Here is a 20,974-nt window from a genome sequence, read left to right on the forward strand (position 1 = left end):
GGAGTAACTTTACCAGCTTATAATTTTGTCTAATGAAATTCAGATCCTCACTTATTCTCTTATTTACTACTTCCATTGTGCTGGTGCATGCTCAGTACCCAGGTATCAACGAAGACATCGACCACAACCGCAAAGGCCAGCTCATCATCAAGGCCAGGCCCGGTGCCAAAGTAGTCGTCGAACAACTCAGTCATGAATTCCTGTTTGGTGCAGCGATCAGCAATGGCTTGGCCGGAGATAATTGGTCTGCGGAAAATCAAAAACAATACCGCGAAAAATTTCTCTTAAACTTCAATAGTGCGGTGACAGAAAATGCCGTAAAATGGTTGAGCATGGAGCGGGAGCAAGGCAAGGTCAACTACACTGTGGTTGATGGCATCCTGGCCTGGGCAGAAGCCAATCATATTCCACTCAGAGGGCACAATATTTTCTGGGGAATAGAAAAGTTTGTACAACCCTGGTTAAAAACGATGAGCAATGAAGAGTTGGAAAAATCGCTAAAAGATCGGGCGCACGATATAGCCGGCCGATACAAAGGACGATTTATTGAGTACGATCTCAATAACGAAATGATCCATGGCAATTACTACGAGCAGCGTCTGGGTCATGATATCACCAAAAAGATGGCGGCGTGGGTACACGAGGCTGATCCGACGGCCAGGCTTTATCTCAATGATTATGACATCCTGACTGGAAAGTGGCTGGACAAGTACATGGCGCAGATCAGGGATTTACTCAGCCAGGGAGTGCCCATCGCGGGCATAGGCGTGCAGGGGCATCTGCATGGGGATACTTTTGATAGAGAAGCGCTTAAGCGATCACTAGACTCGCTGGCTATTTTTGGATTACCGATCAAGGTGACAGAATTCAATGTTCCGGGACAGCGATCGCGGTATGTTCAAAATGACACCGCCAAGATGAGTCCGGAACAAGAACTGCAAAAGGCCAGTGAAATCATTGATTATTATAAAATCTGTTTCGCACACCCTGCCGTCGAGAGCATATTGATGTGGGGCTTTTGGGCAGGAGCCAACTGGATACCCGAATCCTCTTTGTACCGCCGCGACTGGTCACCGACCCCTGCCGCTGCAGCGTATTACAAACTCATCTTTCAGGATTGGTGGACGAGTACCTCCGGAATCATGGACAGAGATGGGGCGGCTGTCATTCCGGCATTTTATGGAACTTATAGAGTATCGGTTGATGGGGTGGAAAAAATGGTGAATTTGAAGAAAGAAAAAGGAGTGGAAACGGTAGCGTTTTGATAGTGATTTTACAAAATTGATACGAAACCAAAGAAGGGGGGGGGGGGGGGGGGGGGGGGGGGGGGGGGGGGCCCCAGGGGGAGGAAAGGGGGGGGGGGGGGGGGGGGGGGGAAAAGGGGGAAAAGGGGGGGGGGGGGGGGGGGGGGGGGGGGGGGGGGGGGGGGGGGGGGGGGGGGTGTCACAGAAAATAAAGAAATCTATTTATTAACACTTTACGATAAAAGTGAGTTCGATACCATTGATGACAGTATACTCCGTAGAATTATAAAAAGTTTTAGACATAAAGGAGAGTAGCAAAACTACATGACATCGGCGGACATGGTCACCAGTACGAGATACGATTGACGGAAAACCGATCTTTTTATGCCAGATCGAAGGATGTATTAATTTTGCGGAGAAAGAGTAAGTTGGATCGCAGAAACTAAAATTGCTTTCCAGGCCGCGCAGGCTTTTATTATCCTGATCGAAGAGGGAACAAGGTTGGTTGAAGGCGTCAGAGATAAGTGCTATAGAGGGCAACATAAATTACCTTAAGGATTCAAGAGCAGTCAAATTTTTTTTAATAAGATATAAACTTTGATCCATGCTTATGATAAAGCGTTTATTCATATTAATCATACTCCCATTCATTCAGTGTTCAACTCCTGAGGAGACCGAGGTATTAGTCATAGGTGGAAGCGCTAGCGGCATAGCAGCAGCGATAAGTTCTGCCAGACTACAAGTTTCGACGATCCTTATAGAACAAGGCCCCTGGCTAGGAGGCATGTTGACTGCCGCAGGAGTAAGTGCTACAGATGGCAACTACAAATTACCTTCCGGATTCTGGGGAGAGTTTAGAGACAGCCTGGTCGCTCACTATGGATCGGAAGAAAAACTGCAGACAGGATGGGTGAGCAAAACGCTCTTCGAGCCTTCGGTGGGCAACGAGATTTTTCAGCAGTTGGCGAAAAAAGAAAAATCACTGTCTTTATATTTCCATACCAACTTGTTATCACTAGCTCCCACTCAAAACGGATGGACCGCAAAAGTCAGGACCGAAAAAGGAGAGAAGCAGATAAAAGCCAAAATAGTCATCGATGCTACAGAATTAGGCGATGTAGTGAAGCTGGCAGGGATAGAATATAGTGTCGGCATGGATCCTCAGGATAAGTATCATGAATCAATAGCTCCGGTAAAAGCAAATGAGGTGATTCAGGATATGACCTATGTATTGATATTGGAGGATTATGGCAAACCGGTTATTATCGATCCACCAGCAGGATACGATGCTTCTGTATTCTATTGTTCCAGTCAGTCCTTATTGTGCACTGGGGCCAAAACGATGAAACGAACACTTTGGCCACCGGACAAACTGATCACCTACGGTGCACTTCCCAATAATAAATATATGATCAACTGGCCCATCAATGGAAATGATTACTACTCCAACACGGTCGACCTGACGGAAACAGAGCGTCAGGCACAATATGAGAAAGCCAAAATAAAATCGCTTCAATTTTTGTATTATCTCCAAACGGAATTAGGTTTTTCCAATTTGAGTTTGGCCGAAAATGAGTTTCCTACGGCTGACCATATGCCGCTAATACCGTACCACCGAGAATCAAGGAGAATTAAGGGATTGGTGACGCTCACGGTGAATGATATTGCAAAGCCTTTTGAGCAAAAAGATCCTTTATATAGAACCGGTATCGCCGTGGGGGACTATCCTATCGATCATCATCATGCTGCCCACCCGGATGCCGATCAGCTGCCGGAGCTTCATTTTTTTTCCGGTACCCTCATATACTGTACCCCTGGGTGTATTATTGCCACAAAAAGTAAAAAACTTTATCGTAGCAGAAAAGTCTATCTCCGTATCGAATATTGTCAATGGTACTACTCGTCTTCAACCTGTGGTTTTACAAATAGGACAGGCGGCAGGGTCTTTGGCCGCTCTTGCCGTACAATCTAATACAACACCTGAACATATCAGTGTACGCACATTGCAAAGACTACTTTTAGAGCAGGGAGGTTATCTATTGCCTTATCTGGATGTACCTAAGACTCATCCACACTTCTCCGCTTACCAACGCATCGGTAGTACCGGTATCCTCAAAGGAGTCGGTATGAATGTAGGCTGGGAAAATCAAACCTGGTTTTATCCGGATAGTTTATTACAAGCACAAGAGCTGGAAGTTGGACTCAAGCCTTATATTTCGTCGAATCACCTACCTATACCCAAATCATTAACCAATGACAATATGTTGCGCTGGATTAAAGAGTTGGTTCAAAACGAACATCCGTCCCGTCCGCTGCCAAGTTGGAGTCAGGATGAAAAAGCCCTCATCGAACACCTCAGCCTCAAAGATTTTGAAGGTCCCCGATCGATGACACGCGGTAGCTTTGCTGTACTGTTCGATGCATTGTTTGATCCTTTTGAAAGTAATAGGGTAGATATAACAGGGCAGGTGATCAAATGATCTTTTTTATCCATAACAACCTGTTTTGTATTCTAACATCGTCACACTATATTTATCATAATTAATAGTCTGCAAAGTGCATAAAACGTTGTCAGATAATTATAAAAACTAACCTTACCATGGATCTGAGGCATCTTTTATTTATTTAAATTCATTCAACCACGCACCTACAACACACCCATGCCCCGCAACCCCTATATCAATCTACTGGCTACCGCCTGGCGATATGCCCGCGGAGAAAAAAAGGATTATGTGCGGGTATATTTTTCATTCATGCTCTCCAACCTCACCGATGCTTGTCACCCACTGCTGTATGGTTGGATGATCAACGGTGTACAACAGTATGGCATCGCAGTTTGGCGTTATGCATGGCAATATGGCCTGGCTTACCTGGGGCTTAAACTGCTGGAGTGGTTTTTTCACGGACCCGCGCGCGTACGGGAACGCAAGCTGGCATTTAATCTGTCCCGCAATTTTATGATGGAGCTCTATGATCAGGCGCTGCATTTGCCCGTCAAATGGCATCAGGATCATCACAGTGGAGTCATCATCAGCCGTATCCGCAAAGCCTACGAAGCGCTCAAAGATTTTTTCCAAAATGGTTTTATGTATATCCATGCGCTGGCCAAATTTGTGATGTCTTTTGTTGCCATGATTTATTTTACGCCCTTGTTTGGAGGCATAGGTTTGATCTTAGGCGCAGTGATTGTAGCCGTGATTTTTCGTTTTGACCGGCCACTGATTCAATACCTGCACGAGACCAATGAGCAGGAACACAAAGTCAGCGCCAACCTATTTGACAGCCTATCTAATATCAATACGGTCATCACCCTCCGGTTGGAACCCCAGATGAAAAAAAGTTTGTACGATGCCATTCAGCGGGTATGGCCTCCATATCGCAAAAACGTGACCATCAACGAATGGAAATGGTTTGTGGCAGACATGCTCGTCGCCGGTATCTATGTCATTACCATCACGGGTTATATTTATCAACAGTATGAGCCGGGCAAAGTATTTCTGATAGGAGGCCTGGTCACCCTGATCGCTTATGTCAATCAGTTTACCAGTGTATTTCACGACATCGCCTGGCAATACAATCAAATCGTGCGCTACAATACGGATGTGCGGGCAGTCGAGGAGATTCAGCATGCCTTTCATCAATATCATCCTACTACGGCAGACCAACACTTAGACCCGGATTGGCGGTCCATAGAGATCAAAAACCTGCAATATTCCCACCATGATCAATCGATCGGTACGAACCTGGCACACTCTCTGCAAGACATCCATATCCGACTTGATCGGGGCAAACGAATCGCATTTATTGGAGAAAGTGGCGGAGGAAAATCAACCCTTCTGGCGGTCCTGCGAGGGCTTTACCCGCCACTTCCGGGAGTAAATATGATCCAGGGAGCTCATCAACTTGCCAACCTGGAGGCTTTATATAACCTGGTGACCCTGTTCCCACAAGATCCGGAGATATTTGAGAATACGATTCGGTATAATATCACCTTAGGCTTGCCTTATGATGAAAGCGTAATCCGTCAAGCCTGTGAGACAGTAGCCTTTCAGGAAGTGATAGATCAATTACCAAAAGGACTCGATAGCAATATACAAGAGAAGGGCGTCAATCTATCCGGGGGGCAAAAACAACGATTGGCATTGGCCCGAGGTATTCTCGCTGCACAAACCAGCGATATCATATTGATGGATGAGCCTACCAGCAGTGTCGATCCCAAGACAGAACTCATCATCTACAAAAGGTTATTCCAATTATTCGAGAATAAGGTGATGGTCTCTGCACTCCATCGTTTGCATTTGTTAGAGTACTTTGATTATATCTATGTGATCGACAATGGTAGAATCGTAGAAGAAGGTACCTTAGTTGCACTAAAAAAAGAAAGTAAAAAGTTTAATGATCTCAGGAATCACCTGGAATAATATATTTGATAAAAGGTTTTATTAAGAGAAAAATTGAATGCATCATAACAAAAGGAATCTTGGTCAAAGGATGATGGTGTTAATGACCGTCATGATTATTTGTGGAGCCTGCCGGAATAATGGGAAACAAGCATCAAAAAAAACTGAAACAGCAAAGCCCAATATCATTTATATCCTGGCTGATGACCTGGGTTATGGTGACTTGAGTTGTTACGGGCAAAAAAGATTTCTAACCCCCAATATCGATCGTATGGCGAAGGAAGGCATGACCTTTTCTCAACATTATGCCGGCTGTCCCGTATGTGCGCCGTCACGGTCTTCATTAATGACGGGGCTACATACCGGACACACACCGATCCGGGGCAACAAAGAGTGGATGCCGGAAGGACAATGGCCCATGGCCGCCGCTTCGGTGACGATAGCAGAAATGCTCAAACAGGCAGACTATGTCACCGGTGGATTCGGAAAATGGGGGCTTGGCTATCCCGGCTCAGAAGGGGATGCCAATATGCAGGGATTTGATACTTTTTATGGTTACAACTGTCAGAGACTGGCTCACAATTATTATCCTGGACATTTATGGGACAATCAGCAGCAAGTGATACTGGCGGGAAATCAAGGAGACCGATTTGAAACGTACGCACCAGACCAGATCCATCAGCAGGCTTTACGATTTATTGAAGAGCATAAAGATCATCCATTCTTTTTATTTTATCCATCGACCATCCCGCATGCAGAATTATTATTACAGGAAGAGAATATAAAAGCCTTCAGGGGAAAGTTGTTACCCGAAAAAAGTTTTAAAGGAGCAGAGCCAGGTGATGAAAATTTCAGACTTGGGGCATATGGGACTCAGGAGGAAAGCCATGCTGCTTTTGCTGCGATGGTTACTTTATTAGACAAGCAGGTCGGTGAAGTCCTCGATAAATTGAAAACACTTGGACTGGACCAAAACACGCTGGTGATCTTTTCTTCGGACAATGGCCCCCACCTGGAAGGCGGCGCCGACCCTGACTATTTTGACAGCAATGGCCGACTGAGAGGATATAAACGAGATGTATACGAAGGGGGTATCCGCGAACCCATGATAGCGCGATGGCCAGGCAAGATACAGCCAGCGTCTCAGACCGATTTGATCTCTGCGTTTTGGGATGTGATGCCTACGGTCGCAGACCTGGCTGGTGTCCAAGCTCCGGAGCAAATAGATGGTATCTCATTCCTGCCTACTTTACTTGGCCAGCGGAATCAGAAAAAACATAATTACCTGTATTGGGAGTTTCACGAGCAGGGAGGACGGCAAGCTATACGAAAAGAAGATTGGAAATTGGTCAGGTACAAAGTACTGGACACCGTCAATATCACCACCGAACTTTATAATCTCCGTACAGATCTTGAAGAAAAGAATAATGTAGCGGCAGCGCATCCTGAAGTGGTAAAAGAACTGCTGGACCAATTAAAAATCATCAGGGAGCCCAATACCGACTTCCCGTTTATTGAAAAGTTGCATTGACTTTTAGGGATCCTACAGTATGTGGTATTTACAGAAATGTGCTAACTTGTTTCTTATTATAAACCAATAAAAAACTAAACATGAAAGAGATTTTTTTAATCGTCCATTTTATTGGGCTGGCCATGGGCCTGGGTACCAGCATCGCTATGATGTTTTTGGGTATTGCAGCTGCCAAAATGCCAGCAGAAGATGCCAAAAAATTTAGAACAGGCTCATCCGTATTGCTTCGAATGGGGCAGATCGGATTGGTATTGCTGATATTGTCAGGGGGCTACCTGATGACACCTTATTGGAAGTCATTGGGCAATACACCTTTGCTGATGGCCAAGCTGGTATTGGTGCTGGTATTGGCTGCATTGATCATTACCATTAGTTCATACTCTAATAAAATTAAAGGCGGGGATGAGCGCTATGGTGATAAAGTAACAACGTTGGGGAGATTTACTTTGATTACCGCGTTGGTGATCGTAGTGCTAGCAGTACTTATTTTTCATTGATAGAACCTCTTTCACATCAAGATGATACAAAGAGAGGCTACATACTTCCCGTTATAGGTCGAATAGTGTTCCAATAATTTTGGTTTAACTCCACGAGCTTATGTCCTTTAAGTCATTAATATATCCCCGATAGCTTATTTAATAGAATGGAAATTCCCTAATGAAGGATTCCCTAGCTCCTATCCGACAAAATGAATGCTGGACTCAAATTCAACGCCCCTTCAGCCACCACCATACCCCATGCACATTTGTCTGCCACTCCTTTACCATACCGACCAGTATCGTCTCCTCTATTAGCTCAAGCATGGTCACTAAAGCCGCTACATAAAATAAAACCATATTAGGTCGATCTAAAAAGAAAAAGGCCAGAAAAAACAAACCTTGTAACAGGGCTGCTGCTTTTGCGAGATAGGTATGAAAACTGGTAAACTTTCCATACCGGATAAAAGCATAGATCGCCTGAATAAGAAATAGGGCCAGCAAGATGATGAATATCACGATCTGCTGTTTGATAAATGCCGGCTGTGTAACCAGGAGGGCTATCATGGCTACCAGCACAGTGAGATCATCGCCGATAGAATCCAGCCGTGCTCCCAGCATACTAGTCACCTGATATTTTCGAGCCAGGTACCCATCTATCAGATCAGTAAAAAAGCTCAATCCCAACAACCACTTGAATACATCCAATCGCCCATTTAAAATCAATATCAGCAAAAAAGGAGCTGAAAAAATTCTATATAGCGTGATACCGTTGATGAGGTACCAGCTTTTTTTATGGATTTCTCTGTTCACAGGCTTAGGTAGTTAGAAATTTACTCAAAAAAGACAAATTTGATTCATTAAGTTAAGGGCAGAATCTCAATCAACTGTGTGATCAAAAGAGTGCTTTTTGGTTAAAATAGTTGGCAAGCATTTAAGATGACTACGATCATGTTATATTCTCTACTTTGCAGACAAATTTGGCCAGTTTGCAGAACATTTTCTTTTAAACCAAAGCAAGATAGGATTTTTACATCCTTTTAGGCAGGTATTTTTAAGCTCATGAAAAAGTCGTTTGTTGTTTTATTACATCTTGGTTTCTGGTTGTGTTATTTCATACTAATAGTCATCATGTTAGGCATCTACTACAGAAGCATACTCAGTGTGAATAATCCTCAATATCGGGTTGCGAATGCGTTTAACAGTATTTTTTTATTTGCATTTATTCCTTCGTTTATTTCTTATTGGGCGTATTATTTTTTTTTATTTCCCCGGTATCTTCAAAAGGGAAAAATTTTCCTTGCCATCATCCTGGGCATACTCATATCTGCAATAGCGGCTGTGATAGGTTATATCCTGTTGAGGTATCTGATAGAATCGGGTCACGTGATGGATATGGATGAGGGTGGCATACATGGCAGATCAACCGCTCTAAGAACTATTGCTGTAATGACTTTTATTGGTTCGATATGCGGTAGTGTCGCCTTGGTCATTAAGGGGTTTATCACCTGGTATAATGAGATCAAACTTAAGGAGATGTTGAAAGAAAAAAACTTTGAAATGGAAATGGCCCTGGTAAAATCTCAACTTGACCCTCATCTTTTATTTAATACCATCAATAATATTGACGCCTTGATTTTAAAAGATGCCGTGACGGCGTCAGATTATTTAAATAAATTATCTGATATCATGCGATTTATACTTTATGAAACGAAGGGGGATAAAATTCTATTATCTAAAGAAATTGAATACATGGACAAATATATATCATTACAAAAAATAAGAACATCAAACGAAAACTATGTCGATTTCAAAGTAACCGGCAATCCTGGCTTCAAATCCATTGCCCCCATGGTATTTATCCCATTTATTGAAAATGCATTTAAGCATACGACCAATAAAAAAATAGAAAATGCAATTATAGTCAATCTCAACATAAAAGATGAAACGATACAATTAATCTGTGAAAACAAGTTTGATCCCAAATCAATGGCTCCTCCATTGAATAGTGGCTTAGGCAATGAACTGATAAAAAAAAGACTCAACCTAATCTATGGTGGTAGGCATACCTTAGAAGTACATAAAACGAATGAACAGTATAGCATCAATTTAACAATTCCCAATGGATAAATACACCTGTATCATTATTGAAGATGAGCCCCTTGCGCTCGAAAAAACGAAGGACTTTGTACACAAGGTTCCTTTTTTACATTTAAGCGGAACCTTTGACAATGCACTGACCGGGCTTGCTTTTTTAAATAATAACAAAGTGGATTTACTTTTTCTGGATATCAATATGGATGAACTATCCGGTATAGAATTGCTGGAGAGCTCAAAAATAAATAGCCAGGTGATCCTGACTACGGCCTACCAGGAATATGCCTTAAAGGGTTACGAACTACAGATAACTGACTATCTATTAAAACCGTTTACCTTTAATCGATTTTTACAAGCTGTAAATAAAGCGCAGGAACATATATCCCACCGGAACTCTGAAACACAGGCTGACTTTATTTTTGTCAAGACCGAAAACCGGCTCGAGAAAATCATGATTAGTGAAATCGTCTACATTGAAGGGATGAGAGACTACCGGAGAATTCATACACTAAATAAAAAGGTGATGACCTTACAGAATTTCAGTGATTTTGAAAAGCTCATCCCTTCCAGCCTGGTCTGCAGGGTGCACAAATCATATATGGTAGCACTGCACAAAATAGAATCTATAGAGCGAAGCAGAATAAAAATAGCTGATCAGTTAATCCCTATATCGGATACCTACAAAGAGGTTTTCTTTCATCTGATCAATAACAGATTATAAGTCTCGGGGTAGTTTGCAGATGAAAAGCCTCTACATGCAGACATTTTCTACTCCTGTGCATATCAAAGTTTAAAGGCCCTTCTACTCCAGATACTTTTGTTCTGTTAATTCATTTAAAACAATTTAATAAAACAAAAGTTATGAAAAAAATGGTACAAGCAGGTTTCGTATTGGGTATGATTTTCCTATACGTTACTACATCTGGTCAATCAATTGAATCAGGATCAGAAAGGGTAAAAAACAAAATCACACAAAAGACTACTTTAGACATATTGATTAATGGAGTAGGTACAAATCTCAATTATGGTAAATCTAATAGTGGATTGGCTGACTATAAGAAGCCTGCGCTGGGAATACAAGCCGGGTTGTCATTACAGGTTGGTTTTTCGTCTGATTTTTCAATAGTATCGGAGTTGTACTTTATGATGAGAGGAGGAAAATTAAAAGCCAACAATCCTTTAACAAATACGGAATCTACTCTCCGGTTTTATTCGGTAGAATTGCCGGTTTTGGCACGTTTTCATTTTGGCAAATTCCATCTAAATGCAGGCCCATCCCTGGCGTATAATTTTGATGGGACTCGCAAAATAGAAGACATGACTTCTGATCTTACATTTAAAAATTCGGTTGGTGGTTTTAAGCGCTTTGATGCGGGTATTCAAATGGGCGGAGGTTATTCGTTTCGTGTCAGTCAAAAAATAGTCACTGTTGATTTAAGGTATTGTTATGGCATGACCAATATTTCTTATGATAAAGAAGTATATAACAGGAATATGCTCATAAGTCTTCATTTTTCTAAAGCTTGATGATAGAGCATTCAGGTAAGTACAGTTTAAAATATATTTAGTCAAATGAAAACAATCACTAATATGGCATGGATCACCACTACATCAGTACAACGATTCCCGATGAGCGCACAGCGAAAGACTTCACTGGCAGCAGGTGTACTTTATTTACTCACCTTTGTCTCTATACCGACCCTCTCACTCTACGGTCACGTAAAAGGTCCGAATTACATCCTCAGTGCCGGCCCAGACACCTCCGTCATCATTGGCGGAGTGCTGGAGATCATTGTGGCACTCGCAGGCATTGCAACAGCTGTCGTATTATTTCCAGTGCTCAAGAAACAAGATGAAAGACTTGCCCTTGGCCTGGTCGCCGCCCGAATCCTGGAATCAGGCACCATCTTTGTCGGGGTTTCATTTTTGTTGTCGATCGTGACATTACGACAGTCTGGTGCAGGAACTGAAGCGTTAGGAGCCAGTCACGCATTAGCCATACTTTATGACCGGATCTTCTTGCTCGGACAAAGCTTCATGCCGGCCTTATGTGATCTACTGCTAGGCTACCTGCTATATCAGTCGCGCCTGGTACCAAGAAGCCTATCCCTTATTGGTCTATTGGGAGGACCTTTACTCCTGCTTGGTTATATCGCAGTGCTTTTCGGTTTTATTGGACAACACGATCCCCTGGCAATGATATCAGCCATTCCAGTAGCGTTATTTGAGTTTTCACTGGGCATCTGGCTGGTTGTCAAAGGCTTTAATACAACTTTTCCAGATCCTGTAACTGTGCTCAGGTAGATTACGAAAGGAAATACGAGTAGAAGTTGAGGATCAACCGTTTTGGAGAAGTCATAAATTGCCACTACAAAGTAGAAAAGATCATATCAATCTGATTGGGCAAAAAATAAAGTACGCAGTACAACTCTTTAAAAACTGAAAACCGTTTTGAAACAGTTGTACTGCGACTACCCAATCTAGACAAACGAAAGGTATAAGGTCAGCATGCATCGATTGATCCTATCTACCTGACTATAAAAAAAATTACTTTATGTGGGTTGGTGGGAGCAGAATTCCTCCCAAACAGTATGATCACTGCTTTGAAATAATAATTTTTTTTTCGATATTTACCATGTTTCGTATTTCCCCAATATCCAATTCTTTTCTTTTTGTCTAAGATTTTATATTTTTTCGGTTTAATATTGCTTTCTTCACTTTGCTGGGGTCAGAATGAAGAAGCGATCCAGGCAGACAGACCCGATCAAAGTGATGGTATTCATATATTAAACCCTGGTTCGTTCCAGCTTGAGACAGGCTTCATTTTTGAGCATACGGACAAAAAACTCTACGACATAATACAATCTACCCTACTTCGATATGGAGTTGGCCCCAATTGGGAATTTCGTATATTGATCAACGAAGGATTTATCAGTGATGATGCGTTTAAAACTCCCTCGTTTGGTCTTGATCCGATATCAATAAGTGCCAAAGTGGCTCTCCTCAGCCAACAACAAATTATACCTGCCATCACCTTAGTTACCTATTTACAATTACCCTTTGCAGCTTCTAAAAAAAATAAAGTCGATTATTATGCTCCTACAGTATTATTGGCTTTTGAAAACGAAGTGAATTCTCGTTTTGTTTTGGGATATAATATCGGCATCAGCTGGGATGGTATTGAAAAAAAACCGGAATATCTGGCCACCCTTTCTTTGGGGTATGGATTGTCTTACCGGTGGTCTTTTTTTGGCGAATATTTTTCAAGTTTTAGACCGCTCAAGTTGACTAACCACAATATTGATTTCGGAGCATCTTACCTGCTATCATCAGATCTATTGCTTGACTTCGCAGTAGGGTACTCATTTTTGGTACCAGGCAATACTTCTTTTGAGACATTTGGTCTAACTTATCTTTTCCGATAGTTTACGGGAGCTTATACAAATCGGTCTTCAACCAATACCAGTAAAAACAAAATTGAAAGGAAATCAGCCATTCTGATCAAGGTACTCTATCCAAATCTTTTATTTGTTTTTTATAAGCCTTCGGCAGAAACATAGATTTTAAAAACCAATCCATGCCGATCTTGCGACTCAATTTGTAGCTGCTCAATAATGGTGGCAGCCATGAACTGCTTTCAAGGCCTAATTTTTTACTTGCAGCAGCAGGCACCACCAATTTCTGAGCTTCGATCAATAAATTATATCTCAAGCCTCCCAGGTGTTTTTTATATTGATGAAATAAGTCGGTGGTATATTCACTCATCGCAAGATCCTCGCTCATATGGACCTCCCGTGCTACGCACCAATCATTATAACCGGTCGGTAAAGATTTTAAACCCATGCGCAAACCCATTCGATGAAACACATCGTACAATTCTTCTTTTTCTACGGCTGTCATTTTTCTTTCTAATAATTCGAATGAGGCTTGAGAATAATGAATCAGCATAAAGAGTACATCACGATAAGCCCAGTCAGGGATCTGGTGACCACGCTTGTTTTCAACAGCGGCATGTATCGCACTGATCTGATCGATAGTTTTAAAGGCTGCCTCTTCTTCGGAGAATACAATCCCGCGTGCATAATTCATCGTAGAACACAGCCTGCCCAAAGGATCACCCGGTAGTGTGCCGGTAAAATACAGCCAATCCACAGCCTTATTTAAAGCAAACTCCGCGGCTGCTCCTGCAAATACAAATAAGACCGTATCTCCTTTGCCCCAGATAGTCCGAACGATAGAAGTGGGTTCTACAAAATATTTCATACCTGCAAAGTAAAGGGAAGTGATGGAGGATAATGGAATGTCTGTTAAAACAAAGGCTGGTACCTTGGCTTCCACAGCCGGTCATAAGTGATACCAACCCGCAGCAGCATACTCATGCCCGGTTCCTTTGTCTCTGATACCTTTCCCTTGAAAAAATAAAAATCGGCGCCTACTGATAGAGAAAGTTCATCCACAAGCGGCACCAGTATTTCGTGGATCATATTGTATTTGAGAGCAAGGTCGCGATTGGTGTCCTGGCTGGAATTAAAAAAATAGGTGGCTTCATTGCGCAGAGAATAGACGACGCCCCCATGACCTATCGGATAAGACCCCTGAGCACGACCTGTGAATCCAAACTGTGCTTTGTCCTGTGCAAAATCCTGCTCCAGGATAGAGGCCAATTCAATATTTTTCCAATGTCTCCAGGGATTACGGGTAAACCCAATGACACCGCGAAGTGCCTGTTGTTTATAATTTGATTCAAAAGATACCGGATTGATCGTAGGGGTGAATTCGGTATCATATTGTCCCCGGATAAATGGTTTCAGCACACCCTTTGTTTTGTACTTATAGGTCAAATCCAACTTAATATCATCGTCGGACTCTGTAATCTGCTGGACGGTTTTGGAGATTTCTGCATTTTGTTTGGCATAAGCCAGGGTCAGTCCAAGATTCAGAGAAGAGTGTTGACCATCTATCGTGGCCCTAAACTGTCCACTGGCTCCGATCACCCAGGAATTGGTGGCGGTGATTCTGCTTTCAGGTACTGCGCCATATCCATCACTATTATATTTTCTGTTGTAGGAAGTCCATAAGGTAGGCCTGTCAAAATTAAATATAAGAAGCCTTTCGTAAATAGGATCAGGCATCAACCGGTCTGCGATGGCATCAAGGTATTTTTTTTCTCCTTTATATGTCCGGCGAAGTCGAAGAAGTTCATTTAATACATAGGTGCGCAGGGATAGGGTATTTTTATCAGGATCAGGCAGGAGAAGCCCATCCTGATCCACCATAAAATATTTTCTCACCCGTCGGGAATCAGTAAAATCCGATGCCCGTATGCCCTCAAAAATTACATCTGTAGTCGCGACACGATAATAAGCGGCAGGGTCAATTGGTCTTCCCATCACCCTGCAATGCGCCTGGTACCAGTCTGTTGACAAGGAAGGAAGTCCAACCCCTGAGGAGGCAAGGGTAGAGGCAGAAGGTCTCGATAGCCCGCTCATGATCAGATCACCATGTACATCGTCAGCCAGCAATTTGAGTAGTGAACTGCCCTTGACATCACAGAGGATAATGTCTTCTTCTACACCCAACCAGGATTGTACCTCGTCCTCGTGTAGTTTTCCTATCAAAGGTGGAAATAATGGAAATCTCCGCAAAATCGTCAGCTCAGTAGGGCCGGCTTTTCGGAGCAACCTGGCTATAAATTCCTCCCATAATTTTTGAGAGACACGACCTTGCTGTGTGATTGCATCAAAATTCTTAAGATCAGGATTGCGTCCAAGTATGTCTATAAATGCCGGAAAAAGCAGTTCGCCTTTAGGTTTAGTCTTACGGTCACCTTGAGCCAGGATATCACGATGCATCACAGTATCGATGGGTGTGCGGTCAGTGACCGGGAGCACAGAATGATCTATTTTGCTGAGCAACATCCCGGGTGTAAATTTTAACCTGAGATGCCCGACACCAACCCCATTGGCAAAAGAGCGGGTGATCAGTGAAGGAGCCCCGGTGCTTTGTCGATGAGCCTGAGCTAAAGTGATCGATTGTTGTATAGGATTAAGGCTCCAGTTTTTTTGCAAATCGGCGATGATCACATCTATCCCGTCTACCTCCTGGGCTAACAAAGCATGATCCATCGGATCCATATTGGACAATACAATGATGGCCTGTACTTTTTCTTGTCGTAAAACCCGGATTTCGGATCTGGCCGATTCGATGGCGGAAACAAAACGAAAATCTTCCAGGCTTTTCTTGGATAAGTCACCTTGTAATGTGGGATCTACCAATCCAATAAAGCCAATTTTTACGGGGCCATATGTTTCGATCAGGTGCCGGTCAAATAAAGTACTGTCTTTAGATTTGACATTGGTTGCTAGAAATCTGAGGTGTGGAAATTCTTTTTTTAATGAAATCAAGGTGTCCGCACCAAGAAATAACTCAAAATGATAGGGGACGGATATCGTGTAACCCATTTGATCCAATAAAGTATAGTTGAGCCTGGCCAGATCCTTAGCGCCCATGCCAAACTGTCCGGCAATGTGTCCAAGATCTATCAGGGTTTTTAAAGGGAGATCGCGAGTGGTTTTCTTTAATACTTCAGACCGCACCACTATTTCGCCCAGGTTAAAAGGTAATTCGAACAATCTGCCACCATCGCCGATATCGACCCTATTGACCTCACCTTTGGTCCATAGTAGCGGATCACTGAGCCATTCAGCCTCAGGCATCTCGAGAATATAGGCCTGGTGATCTCCTTTAATGGTAATACTATAGATTGTGACTATGGTTTGAACCAGGTCAGGAAAATCCAACGGCTGTCGTTGATTCCTTTTCAATAAATCGAGCATATCAGGTGTATTGCGATACGGGTCCTGTACCAAAACCACATTTTGAGTAATGAAAGCTCGTTGGTTCGCATATTTTACCGCACCTTCTTTGAGCGATAGTATGAGCTCCAGTTCATTGCCTTTGGGCTCATCAGAAGGTAAAAATACGACCAGGCCGGGTGCTCGCCAACAGGCATGGCTTACCAGTTTAAAAGGCAGGTTTTCAGCATTGGATTGTTCTGTAACCAGTTCGTGCTCTCGCTGCGACCGAAAGACACCCAATGCGCCCAGGCTGCGCCCGGTATACAATAGGGAGATTTCGATAGAGCTATCTTTTTGGGATAAATTGGCATCGTTTTGCGCGCAGATGGCAGGTCTAATTAATAGACTATAGGCCAGGATCAATAATACACAAAGGCGCATTGGCTAGATAAAAAATAGAAGACTTTGGCTAAGATAAAGAATCTGAACTTTCCGGCTGTGCAAAAAACCATAACTGGAAATAATATTGGATAAAACAGCTACCGCGAAAATAAATCATCCAAAATGACTTCACGCTGTATTAGCACTTTGTAACATGCATTATCGCTGCTGCCAAAAGTGGTGATTTAAGGTGATGAAAATGTTTTTGTTTTCTTTGATTTTAGTAAATCGGGCCACATACTTGCGAAGCAAGGGAGAGACTTTATTTAATCCTTTGGATAGGATATAAGATCAAATTTATCAGCCAAAGTATCTGCTTTTTTATCCGTTTTGGCTGTATGGGGCCTTAATTTATATATAAAAAGCATCTGGTTAGCACGCATTAGTCTAACCGGAGAGAAGAAAAAATGCTTACTGAATGTCGGTCTCGTCAGGTATGTGGTTTATAAAAAGTCTTTGTCCTCCAGGCTATCGGTAGACCGACACACAATATTAATATAATAGCAGCTTTTGCCGCTTCTTTCACATTGATAGGGCTGACAGGTACTTTCCAGGCTGAAAGTGGCAGAATCAATAAATTCATCACAGCCCAAATAAAGATGCCGTAAATCAGTGCATTTAGCCACACCGATCGATGCAAAAAATTAATGTGTGGATAGAGCAAATAAAAAAACACAGTCCAGCATCCGGTAATAATAAAATGAAATAAACCTCCTTGCACATTCATCAAAAGGCTACCGTCAAGGGCCTCTCCACCATGCACCCCACCAGCGATATATTCAAGGATCTTCACAGGAAAGGTTCTCCTGATCATCATATAGGACATCACAGCACCGACCAGATCGAGCATGCCGGAAATCGCTGTGGTTATTATTATCGATCTAACCAGTCCAGGATATTTATTCATAGCACAATTAAAACTTAGCCTTTAAAAATAACATGACCAGCAGCAAGCCGATCATGACACAAAGCAGGTAGAGTGCTTTACCGTAATAAAAAAACTTTTGTTTGGTGATACTGCTCAGATTGTGGATCTGCAACAGGAGTTCGTCATAGTGAACAGCGCGGGGAGATTCTCTGAATAATTTGATATAGGCTGATGTGGGCATACTGGCAATTTCACCAAAAAAATACAATTTTTTACTTTGTACATCCGGTTTGCTTTTTACATGGGCAGCTACGGTTTTTACACTGTAATAAATGAAAGGTATCATACAAAGCATAAAAACCACAAAACAAATTTTGAAGGCCAGTGATTCAGCTTTAAAATCATCTGTACTTTCGATGACGATAGAGAGTATCAAACCTGCAATAACAAAAAGCAAATTAATTTTGTAATCTGCAAATTGGATGGAAGATTGCAGAGTCATATAAACATTCCAGGGCACAAATGATTCGTCACACGAACCCAGTATACTGTCTTTTTCGTCCAGCGGATAATAAGAATTGTGCTGGGGATCGTTTTTGTTGTTTGCTACTACTTCCATTATAAAACAGCTTTAAGCATGATCAGCACCATGAGCAGGCAGATCAGTACACAAAGTAAATAAAGCGCCTTGGTATAATTTTCAAATTTCCTTTTAGCGATATGACTTAAATTATGGATTTGAAGCAAGAGTTCATCGTAATGTTCTCTTTTGGCCTCCATTTTAAATCGTTCGATGTATTGACTTGCCTGCATGGTCAGGATATCACCAAAAAAATACAGTTTATTGGACGGGACATCCGCTTTGTGTTTAGTAGAAGCGGCTACTGTCTTGATACTATAATACATAAAAGGAATCATGATGAGCAAAAACAAAACAAAGACAATTTTATATGGAAGGCTCTCTTCTTTAAACGTATCTGCATCTGCCATCACGATGGAGAAAATGATACCGGCTATGACAAAAAGTAAATTGACTTTATTATCTGCAAATTGAATCGAAGATTGCAGGTTCATATAGATAGACCAGGGCACAAACGATTCGTCGTAGGCATACAGGATGTTGGGATCCCTTGGGTCTGGTGGTGGTTTAGGACTAGGCATATGCTATTAACTACTGTAAATATAGGATATTCTCCTGCTGTTTTTAAATAGCTGTTTTTAGATTAAAACAATAGCAGGGCCGGTTATCTGAGTAAAAGTATATCACCGGCCAGGTTTACAGTTTCGTCATTGATAAGCACGATATCCACTTTGTAGAGATAGATACCCTGATCGGCCGGTAGTCCATGACGAGTTCCATCCCAACCTTGTGTAAGATCATTGGGGAATAAATTTTTTGCTTCATATACTACACCACCAAATCGATCAAAAATCATAAAGGAGGAGATTCCCTTGACGATGTTTTTATTGGTCAGGGGTAAAAAATAATCATTAATGCCATCGCCATTTGGAGTAAAAATATTGGGCGCAAAGGTTTTGACCACATTGTCGACTATCACCTGGATACTATCTGAAGCCAGGCATCCCCGTTCTGACCGGGCCACCCACTTGAGCGTGGAAGTCTTATAGGGTATATACGGATCTCCATCACAGGAAAGATCACATATGACCTGGCCTTCAAACCAAAACTGCCCGGATACCGTAGGTAAGGTTGAAGAGGCATGCAGTATGACCTCCTGTCCGAGTATAAGATGCAAGTCATCTCCGAGGTCAACCAGGTAAGGGGGTGGCTCGACCAGTTGTATCGTGTCTTTAAGGTTACAGCCATATCGATCAATCACTTTTAATACATAGGACCCATCCGATAAGTTGTTAAAATTGTTATTGACAGGTGCCAGGTTATTTAAGAAACTAGTGTAGGGAGGGTAACCTTTGTAAATATTATTTATAGAAACAGATCCATCCGATTTTTTTTGGCAGGATGGAGAGGTGACCGTGCGGTCTATCATGATTTTATTATCTGGTATGACCTCCAATCTCAAAGTGATGATACTATCGCAGCCAATAGAGGATTGGAGTGAATCTACGTAAATACCGGTCCGCGTATAGGTCTTTTTGCCAAAAGTATAGACCATTCCATCACAGATCGTATCAGCATAATTGTAAAATTTAGGCTGGACAAAAATGACTTTGGTGTTGGAGATAATGCGACATTTTGAATTGACCAGGTTTTGTGGAGTAGCAGCCAATAGATATCTATAGTAATAATATCCTGCTTTTAAATTAGTATGTCGAAAACTCACATTTTGTCCGACATTGGTCCAGTCGTTTTGACCGTTTTGACTGATCTGCCATTGAATGGCGGGATTGGGATATTGGCTGCCCTCTATGGTAGCATTTAATGTAATTGGATTGCCGTCTTCACAGATATTTTCTGTTTTCTCGGGGAGTATAAGGGCTTGTGGCCCGCAAGCCCTAAAAGATATATTATCAATAGCGAGATCATTTCCATTGCCACCGGGAGCATTGTTTCGCAAAGTCAGTTTTAGTGAAAACTGTCCAGGTTTCGTGGTAAACGTAAAACCGGCCGTATTCCATTTTTCACTTTGAGGAATGTCTCCTGTATTGTATTTGACCACATCGTCTAACAGGAAAGACACATTTGGAAAGGTATGATCCGTAATGACTGTGCGCACCATATTGATCACATCAGCAGAAAACGCATACAGGGTATTTTCACAAAGACCCGTCACCGTCTGTTCATAAAATATGCCGGGAGTATAACTGGCATTAATCACCATCATATACCCATCAGGGTCGGGGCTATTGTCTTTGATTCCTATCCAGGTGGGATACTTATTGGACCAGTCAGAATTATTAGTAATCAGGTAGACTCCATCAGGTGGTGGAGTAAAGGAACCATAAATATAGCCTGGTGCGATTTTAGGATCCGGTGTGAGAATATTGGCAGTCCCACGACCAAAGTCTCCGTTGGTAAAAATATTTTCGCCTAGGTTGCCTGAGCAAGATTGACTCTGGCTATCCAAGGTTTGACAGCATATCACCAGCAGTATGATTAATCTCATTCGATCATCCAATATATTTCCTTTTTACGAGATA

17 protein-coding genes and 1 pseudogene are annotated in these 20,974 nt (G+C 42.2%); 10 read left to right on the plus strand and 8 right to left on the minus strand.

Features of this window, described 5'->3' with window-relative positions; all coding sequences use genetic code 11:
* Window positions 1-32: 32 nt before the first annotated feature.
* Window positions 33-1,265: an endo-1,4-beta-xylanase gene (locus tag IPJ09_15330; GenBank protein ID MBK7372780.1), complete on the plus strand. Its 1,233-nt coding sequence runs from the start codon at window positions 33-35 to the stop codon at window positions 1,263-1,265.
* 204 nt (window positions 1,266-1,469) lie between these two features.
* Here the strand turns inward: IPJ09_15330 and IPJ09_15335 are convergent, their stop codons facing one another.
* Window positions 1,470-1,787: a hypothetical protein gene (locus tag IPJ09_15335; GenBank protein ID MBK7372781.1), complete on the minus strand. Its 318-nt coding sequence runs from the start codon at window positions 1,785-1,787 to the stop codon at window positions 1,470-1,472.
* Between the two features lie 67 nt (window positions 1,788-1,854).
* Here IPJ09_15335 and IPJ09_15340 point away from each other — a divergent pair.
* The 4 genes and pseudogenes from IPJ09_15340 to IPJ09_15355 all read left to right on the plus strand — a co-directional run bounded on the left by IPJ09_15340 (window position 1,855) and on the right by IPJ09_15355 (window position 7,672).
* Window positions 1,855-3,724 (plus strand): annotated as a pseudogene (locus tag IPJ09_15340) (FAD-dependent oxidoreductase).
* Between the two features lie 180 nt (window positions 3,725-3,904).
* Window positions 3,905-5,665 (plus strand): ABC transporter ATP-binding protein, encoded by a 1,761-nt coding sequence (locus IPJ09_15345; GenBank protein MBK7372782.1) that lies wholly within the window; start codon window positions 3,905-3,907, stop codon window positions 5,663-5,665.
* Window positions 5,666-5,735: 70 nt separating this feature from the next.
* Complete coding sequence (locus tag IPJ09_15350; protein ID MBK7372783.1) at window positions 5,736-7,175, plus strand: arylsulfatase; 1,440 nt, start codon at window positions 5,736-5,738, stop codon at window positions 7,173-7,175.
* A gap of 80 nt (window positions 7,176-7,255) precedes the next feature.
* Window positions 7,256-7,672 carry a hypothetical protein gene (locus tag IPJ09_15355; GenBank protein ID MBK7372784.1) on the plus strand — a complete coding sequence of 139 codons (417 nt, stop codon included), beginning with the start codon at window positions 7,256-7,258 and terminating at the stop codon, window positions 7,670-7,672.
* A 210-nt stretch (window positions 7,673-7,882) separates the two neighbouring features.
* Here the strand turns inward: IPJ09_15355 and IPJ09_15360 are convergent, their stop codons facing one another.
* Window positions 7,883-8,452 (minus strand): CDP-alcohol phosphatidyltransferase family protein, encoded by a 570-nt coding sequence (locus IPJ09_15360; protein MBK7372785.1) that lies wholly within the window; start codon window positions 8,450-8,452, stop codon window positions 7,883-7,885.
* Between the two features lie 261 nt (window positions 8,453-8,713).
* Here IPJ09_15360 and IPJ09_15365 point away from each other — a divergent pair, with 261 nt between their 5' ends.
* From IPJ09_15365 to IPJ09_15385, 5 genes are all read left to right on the plus strand, one after another.
* The gene (locus tag IPJ09_15365) at window positions 8,714-9,781 is read left to right on the plus strand and encodes a sensor histidine kinase (GenBank protein ID MBK7372786.1); all 1,068 of its coding nucleotides are present in this window, start codon (window positions 8,714-8,716) and stop codon (window positions 9,779-9,781) included.
* Window positions 9,774-10,469 carry a response regulator transcription factor gene (locus IPJ09_15370; GenBank protein MBK7372787.1) on the plus strand — a complete coding sequence of 232 codons (696 nt, stop codon included), beginning with the start codon at window positions 9,774-9,776 and terminating at the stop codon, window positions 10,467-10,469. Before IPJ09_15365 ends, IPJ09_15370 begins: the two co-directional genes overlap by 8 nt.
* 140 nt (window positions 10,470-10,609) lie before the next feature.
* Window positions 10,610-11,275, plus strand: a complete 666-nt coding sequence (locus IPJ09_15375; GenBank protein MBK7372788.1) for a PorT family protein — start codon at window positions 10,610-10,612, stop codon at window positions 11,273-11,275.
* Between the two features lie 102 nt (window positions 11,276-11,377).
* Entirely contained in the window at window positions 11,378-12,052 is a 675-nt protein-coding gene (locus IPJ09_15380) for a DUF4386 domain-containing protein (protein MBK7372789.1), read from the plus strand.
* A 368-nt stretch (window positions 12,053-12,420) separates the two neighbouring features.
* Window positions 12,421-13,173 (plus strand): transporter, encoded by a 753-nt coding sequence (locus tag IPJ09_15385; GenBank protein ID MBK7372790.1) that lies wholly within the window; start codon window positions 12,421-12,423, stop codon window positions 13,171-13,173.
* 76 nt (window positions 13,174-13,249) lie between these two features.
* Here the strand turns inward: IPJ09_15385 and IPJ09_15390 are convergent, their stop codons facing one another.
* The 6 genes from IPJ09_15390 to IPJ09_15415 form a co-directional block, all read right to left on the minus strand.
* Window positions 13,250-14,011, minus strand: coding sequence for a DUF2236 domain-containing protein (locus tag IPJ09_15390; GenBank protein ID MBK7372791.1), 762 nt, complete (start codon window positions 14,009-14,011; stop codon window positions 13,250-13,252).
* 44 nt (window positions 14,012-14,055) lie between these two features.
* Entirely contained in the window at window positions 14,056-16,986 is a 2,931-nt protein-coding gene (locus IPJ09_15395) for a hypothetical protein (protein MBK7372792.1), read from the minus strand.
* Window positions 16,987-17,416: 430 nt separating this feature from the next.
* Window positions 17,417-17,893 carry a hypothetical protein gene (locus tag IPJ09_15400; protein MBK7372793.1) on the minus strand — a complete coding sequence of 159 codons (477 nt, stop codon included), beginning with the start codon at window positions 17,891-17,893 and terminating at the stop codon, window positions 17,417-17,419.
* Window positions 17,894-17,900: 7 nt separating this feature from the next.
* On the minus strand, window positions 17,901-18,473 hold the full coding sequence (locus tag IPJ09_15405; GenBank protein MBK7372794.1) for a hypothetical protein: 573 nt from the start codon (window positions 18,471-18,473) through the stop codon (window positions 17,901-17,903).
* Window positions 18,473-19,015, minus strand: coding sequence for a hypothetical protein (locus IPJ09_15410; GenBank protein ID MBK7372795.1), 543 nt, complete (start codon window positions 19,013-19,015; stop codon window positions 18,473-18,475). Before IPJ09_15410 ends, IPJ09_15405 begins: the two co-directional genes overlap by 1 nt.
* An 83-nt stretch (window positions 19,016-19,098) precedes the next feature.
* On the minus strand, window positions 19,099-20,940 hold the full coding sequence (locus IPJ09_15415) for a gliding motility-associated C-terminal domain-containing protein (protein ID MBK7372796.1): 1,842 nt from the start codon (window positions 20,938-20,940) through the stop codon (window positions 19,099-19,101).
* Window positions 20,941-20,974: the final 34 nt, after the last annotated feature.

It is taken from the genome of Saprospiraceae bacterium, assembly GCA_016709995.1.
Lineage (GTDB): Bacteria > Bacteroidota > Bacteroidia > Chitinophagales > Saprospiraceae > JADJLQ01.

What these genes read in the sequence shown, in the direction of transcription:
- IPJ09_15410 (MBK7372795.1), bottom strand. Translation starts at nt 19,015, where the DNA reads ATGCCTAGTCCTAAACCACCACCAGACCCAAGGGATCCCAACATCCTG.
- IPJ09_15395 (MBK7372792.1), bottom strand. Translation starts at nt 16,986, where the DNA reads ATGCGCCTTTGTGTATTATTGATCCTGGCCTATAGTCTATTAATTAGA.
- IPJ09_15355 (MBK7372784.1), top strand. Translation starts at nt 7,256, where the DNA reads ATGAAAGAGATTTTTTTAATCGTCCATTTTATTGGGCTGGCCATGGGC.
- IPJ09_15405 (MBK7372794.1), bottom strand. Translation starts at nt 18,473, where the DNA reads ATGGAAGTAGTAGCAAACAACAAAAACGATCCCCAGCACAATTCTTAT.
- IPJ09_15375 (MBK7372788.1), top strand. Translation starts at nt 10,610, where the DNA reads ATGAAAAAAATGGTACAAGCAGGTTTCGTATTGGGTATGATTTTCCTA.
- IPJ09_15335 (MBK7372781.1), bottom strand. Translation starts at nt 1,787, where the DNA reads ATGTTGCCCTCTATAGCACTTATCTCTGACGCCTTCAACCAACCTTGT.
- IPJ09_15415 (MBK7372796.1), bottom strand. Translation starts at nt 20,940, where the DNA reads ATGAGATTAATCATACTGCTGGTGATATGCTGTCAAACCTTGGATAGC.
- IPJ09_15345 (MBK7372782.1), top strand. Translation starts at nt 3,905, where the DNA reads ATGCCCCGCAACCCCTATATCAATCTACTGGCTACCGCCTGGCGATAT.
- IPJ09_15350 (MBK7372783.1), top strand. Translation starts at nt 5,736, where the DNA reads ATGATGGTGTTAATGACCGTCATGATTATTTGTGGAGCCTGCCGGAAT.
- IPJ09_15390 (MBK7372791.1), bottom strand. Translation starts at nt 14,011, where the DNA reads ATGAAATATTTTGTAGAACCCACTTCTATCGTTCGGACTATCTGGGGC.
- IPJ09_15380 (MBK7372789.1), top strand. Translation starts at nt 11,378, where the DNA reads ATGAGCGCACAGCGAAAGACTTCACTGGCAGCAGGTGTACTTTATTTA.
- IPJ09_15400 (MBK7372793.1), bottom strand. Translation starts at nt 17,893, where the DNA reads ATGAATAAATATCCTGGACTGGTTAGATCGATAATAATAACCACAGCG.
- IPJ09_15370 (MBK7372787.1), top strand. Translation starts at nt 9,774, where the DNA reads ATGGATAAATACACCTGTATCATTATTGAAGATGAGCCCCTTGCGCTC.
- IPJ09_15330 (MBK7372780.1), top strand. Translation starts at nt 33, where the DNA reads ATGAAATTCAGATCCTCACTTATTCTCTTATTTACTACTTCCATTGTG.
- IPJ09_15365 (MBK7372786.1), top strand. Translation starts at nt 8,714, where the DNA reads ATGAAAAAGTCGTTTGTTGTTTTATTACATCTTGGTTTCTGGTTGTGT.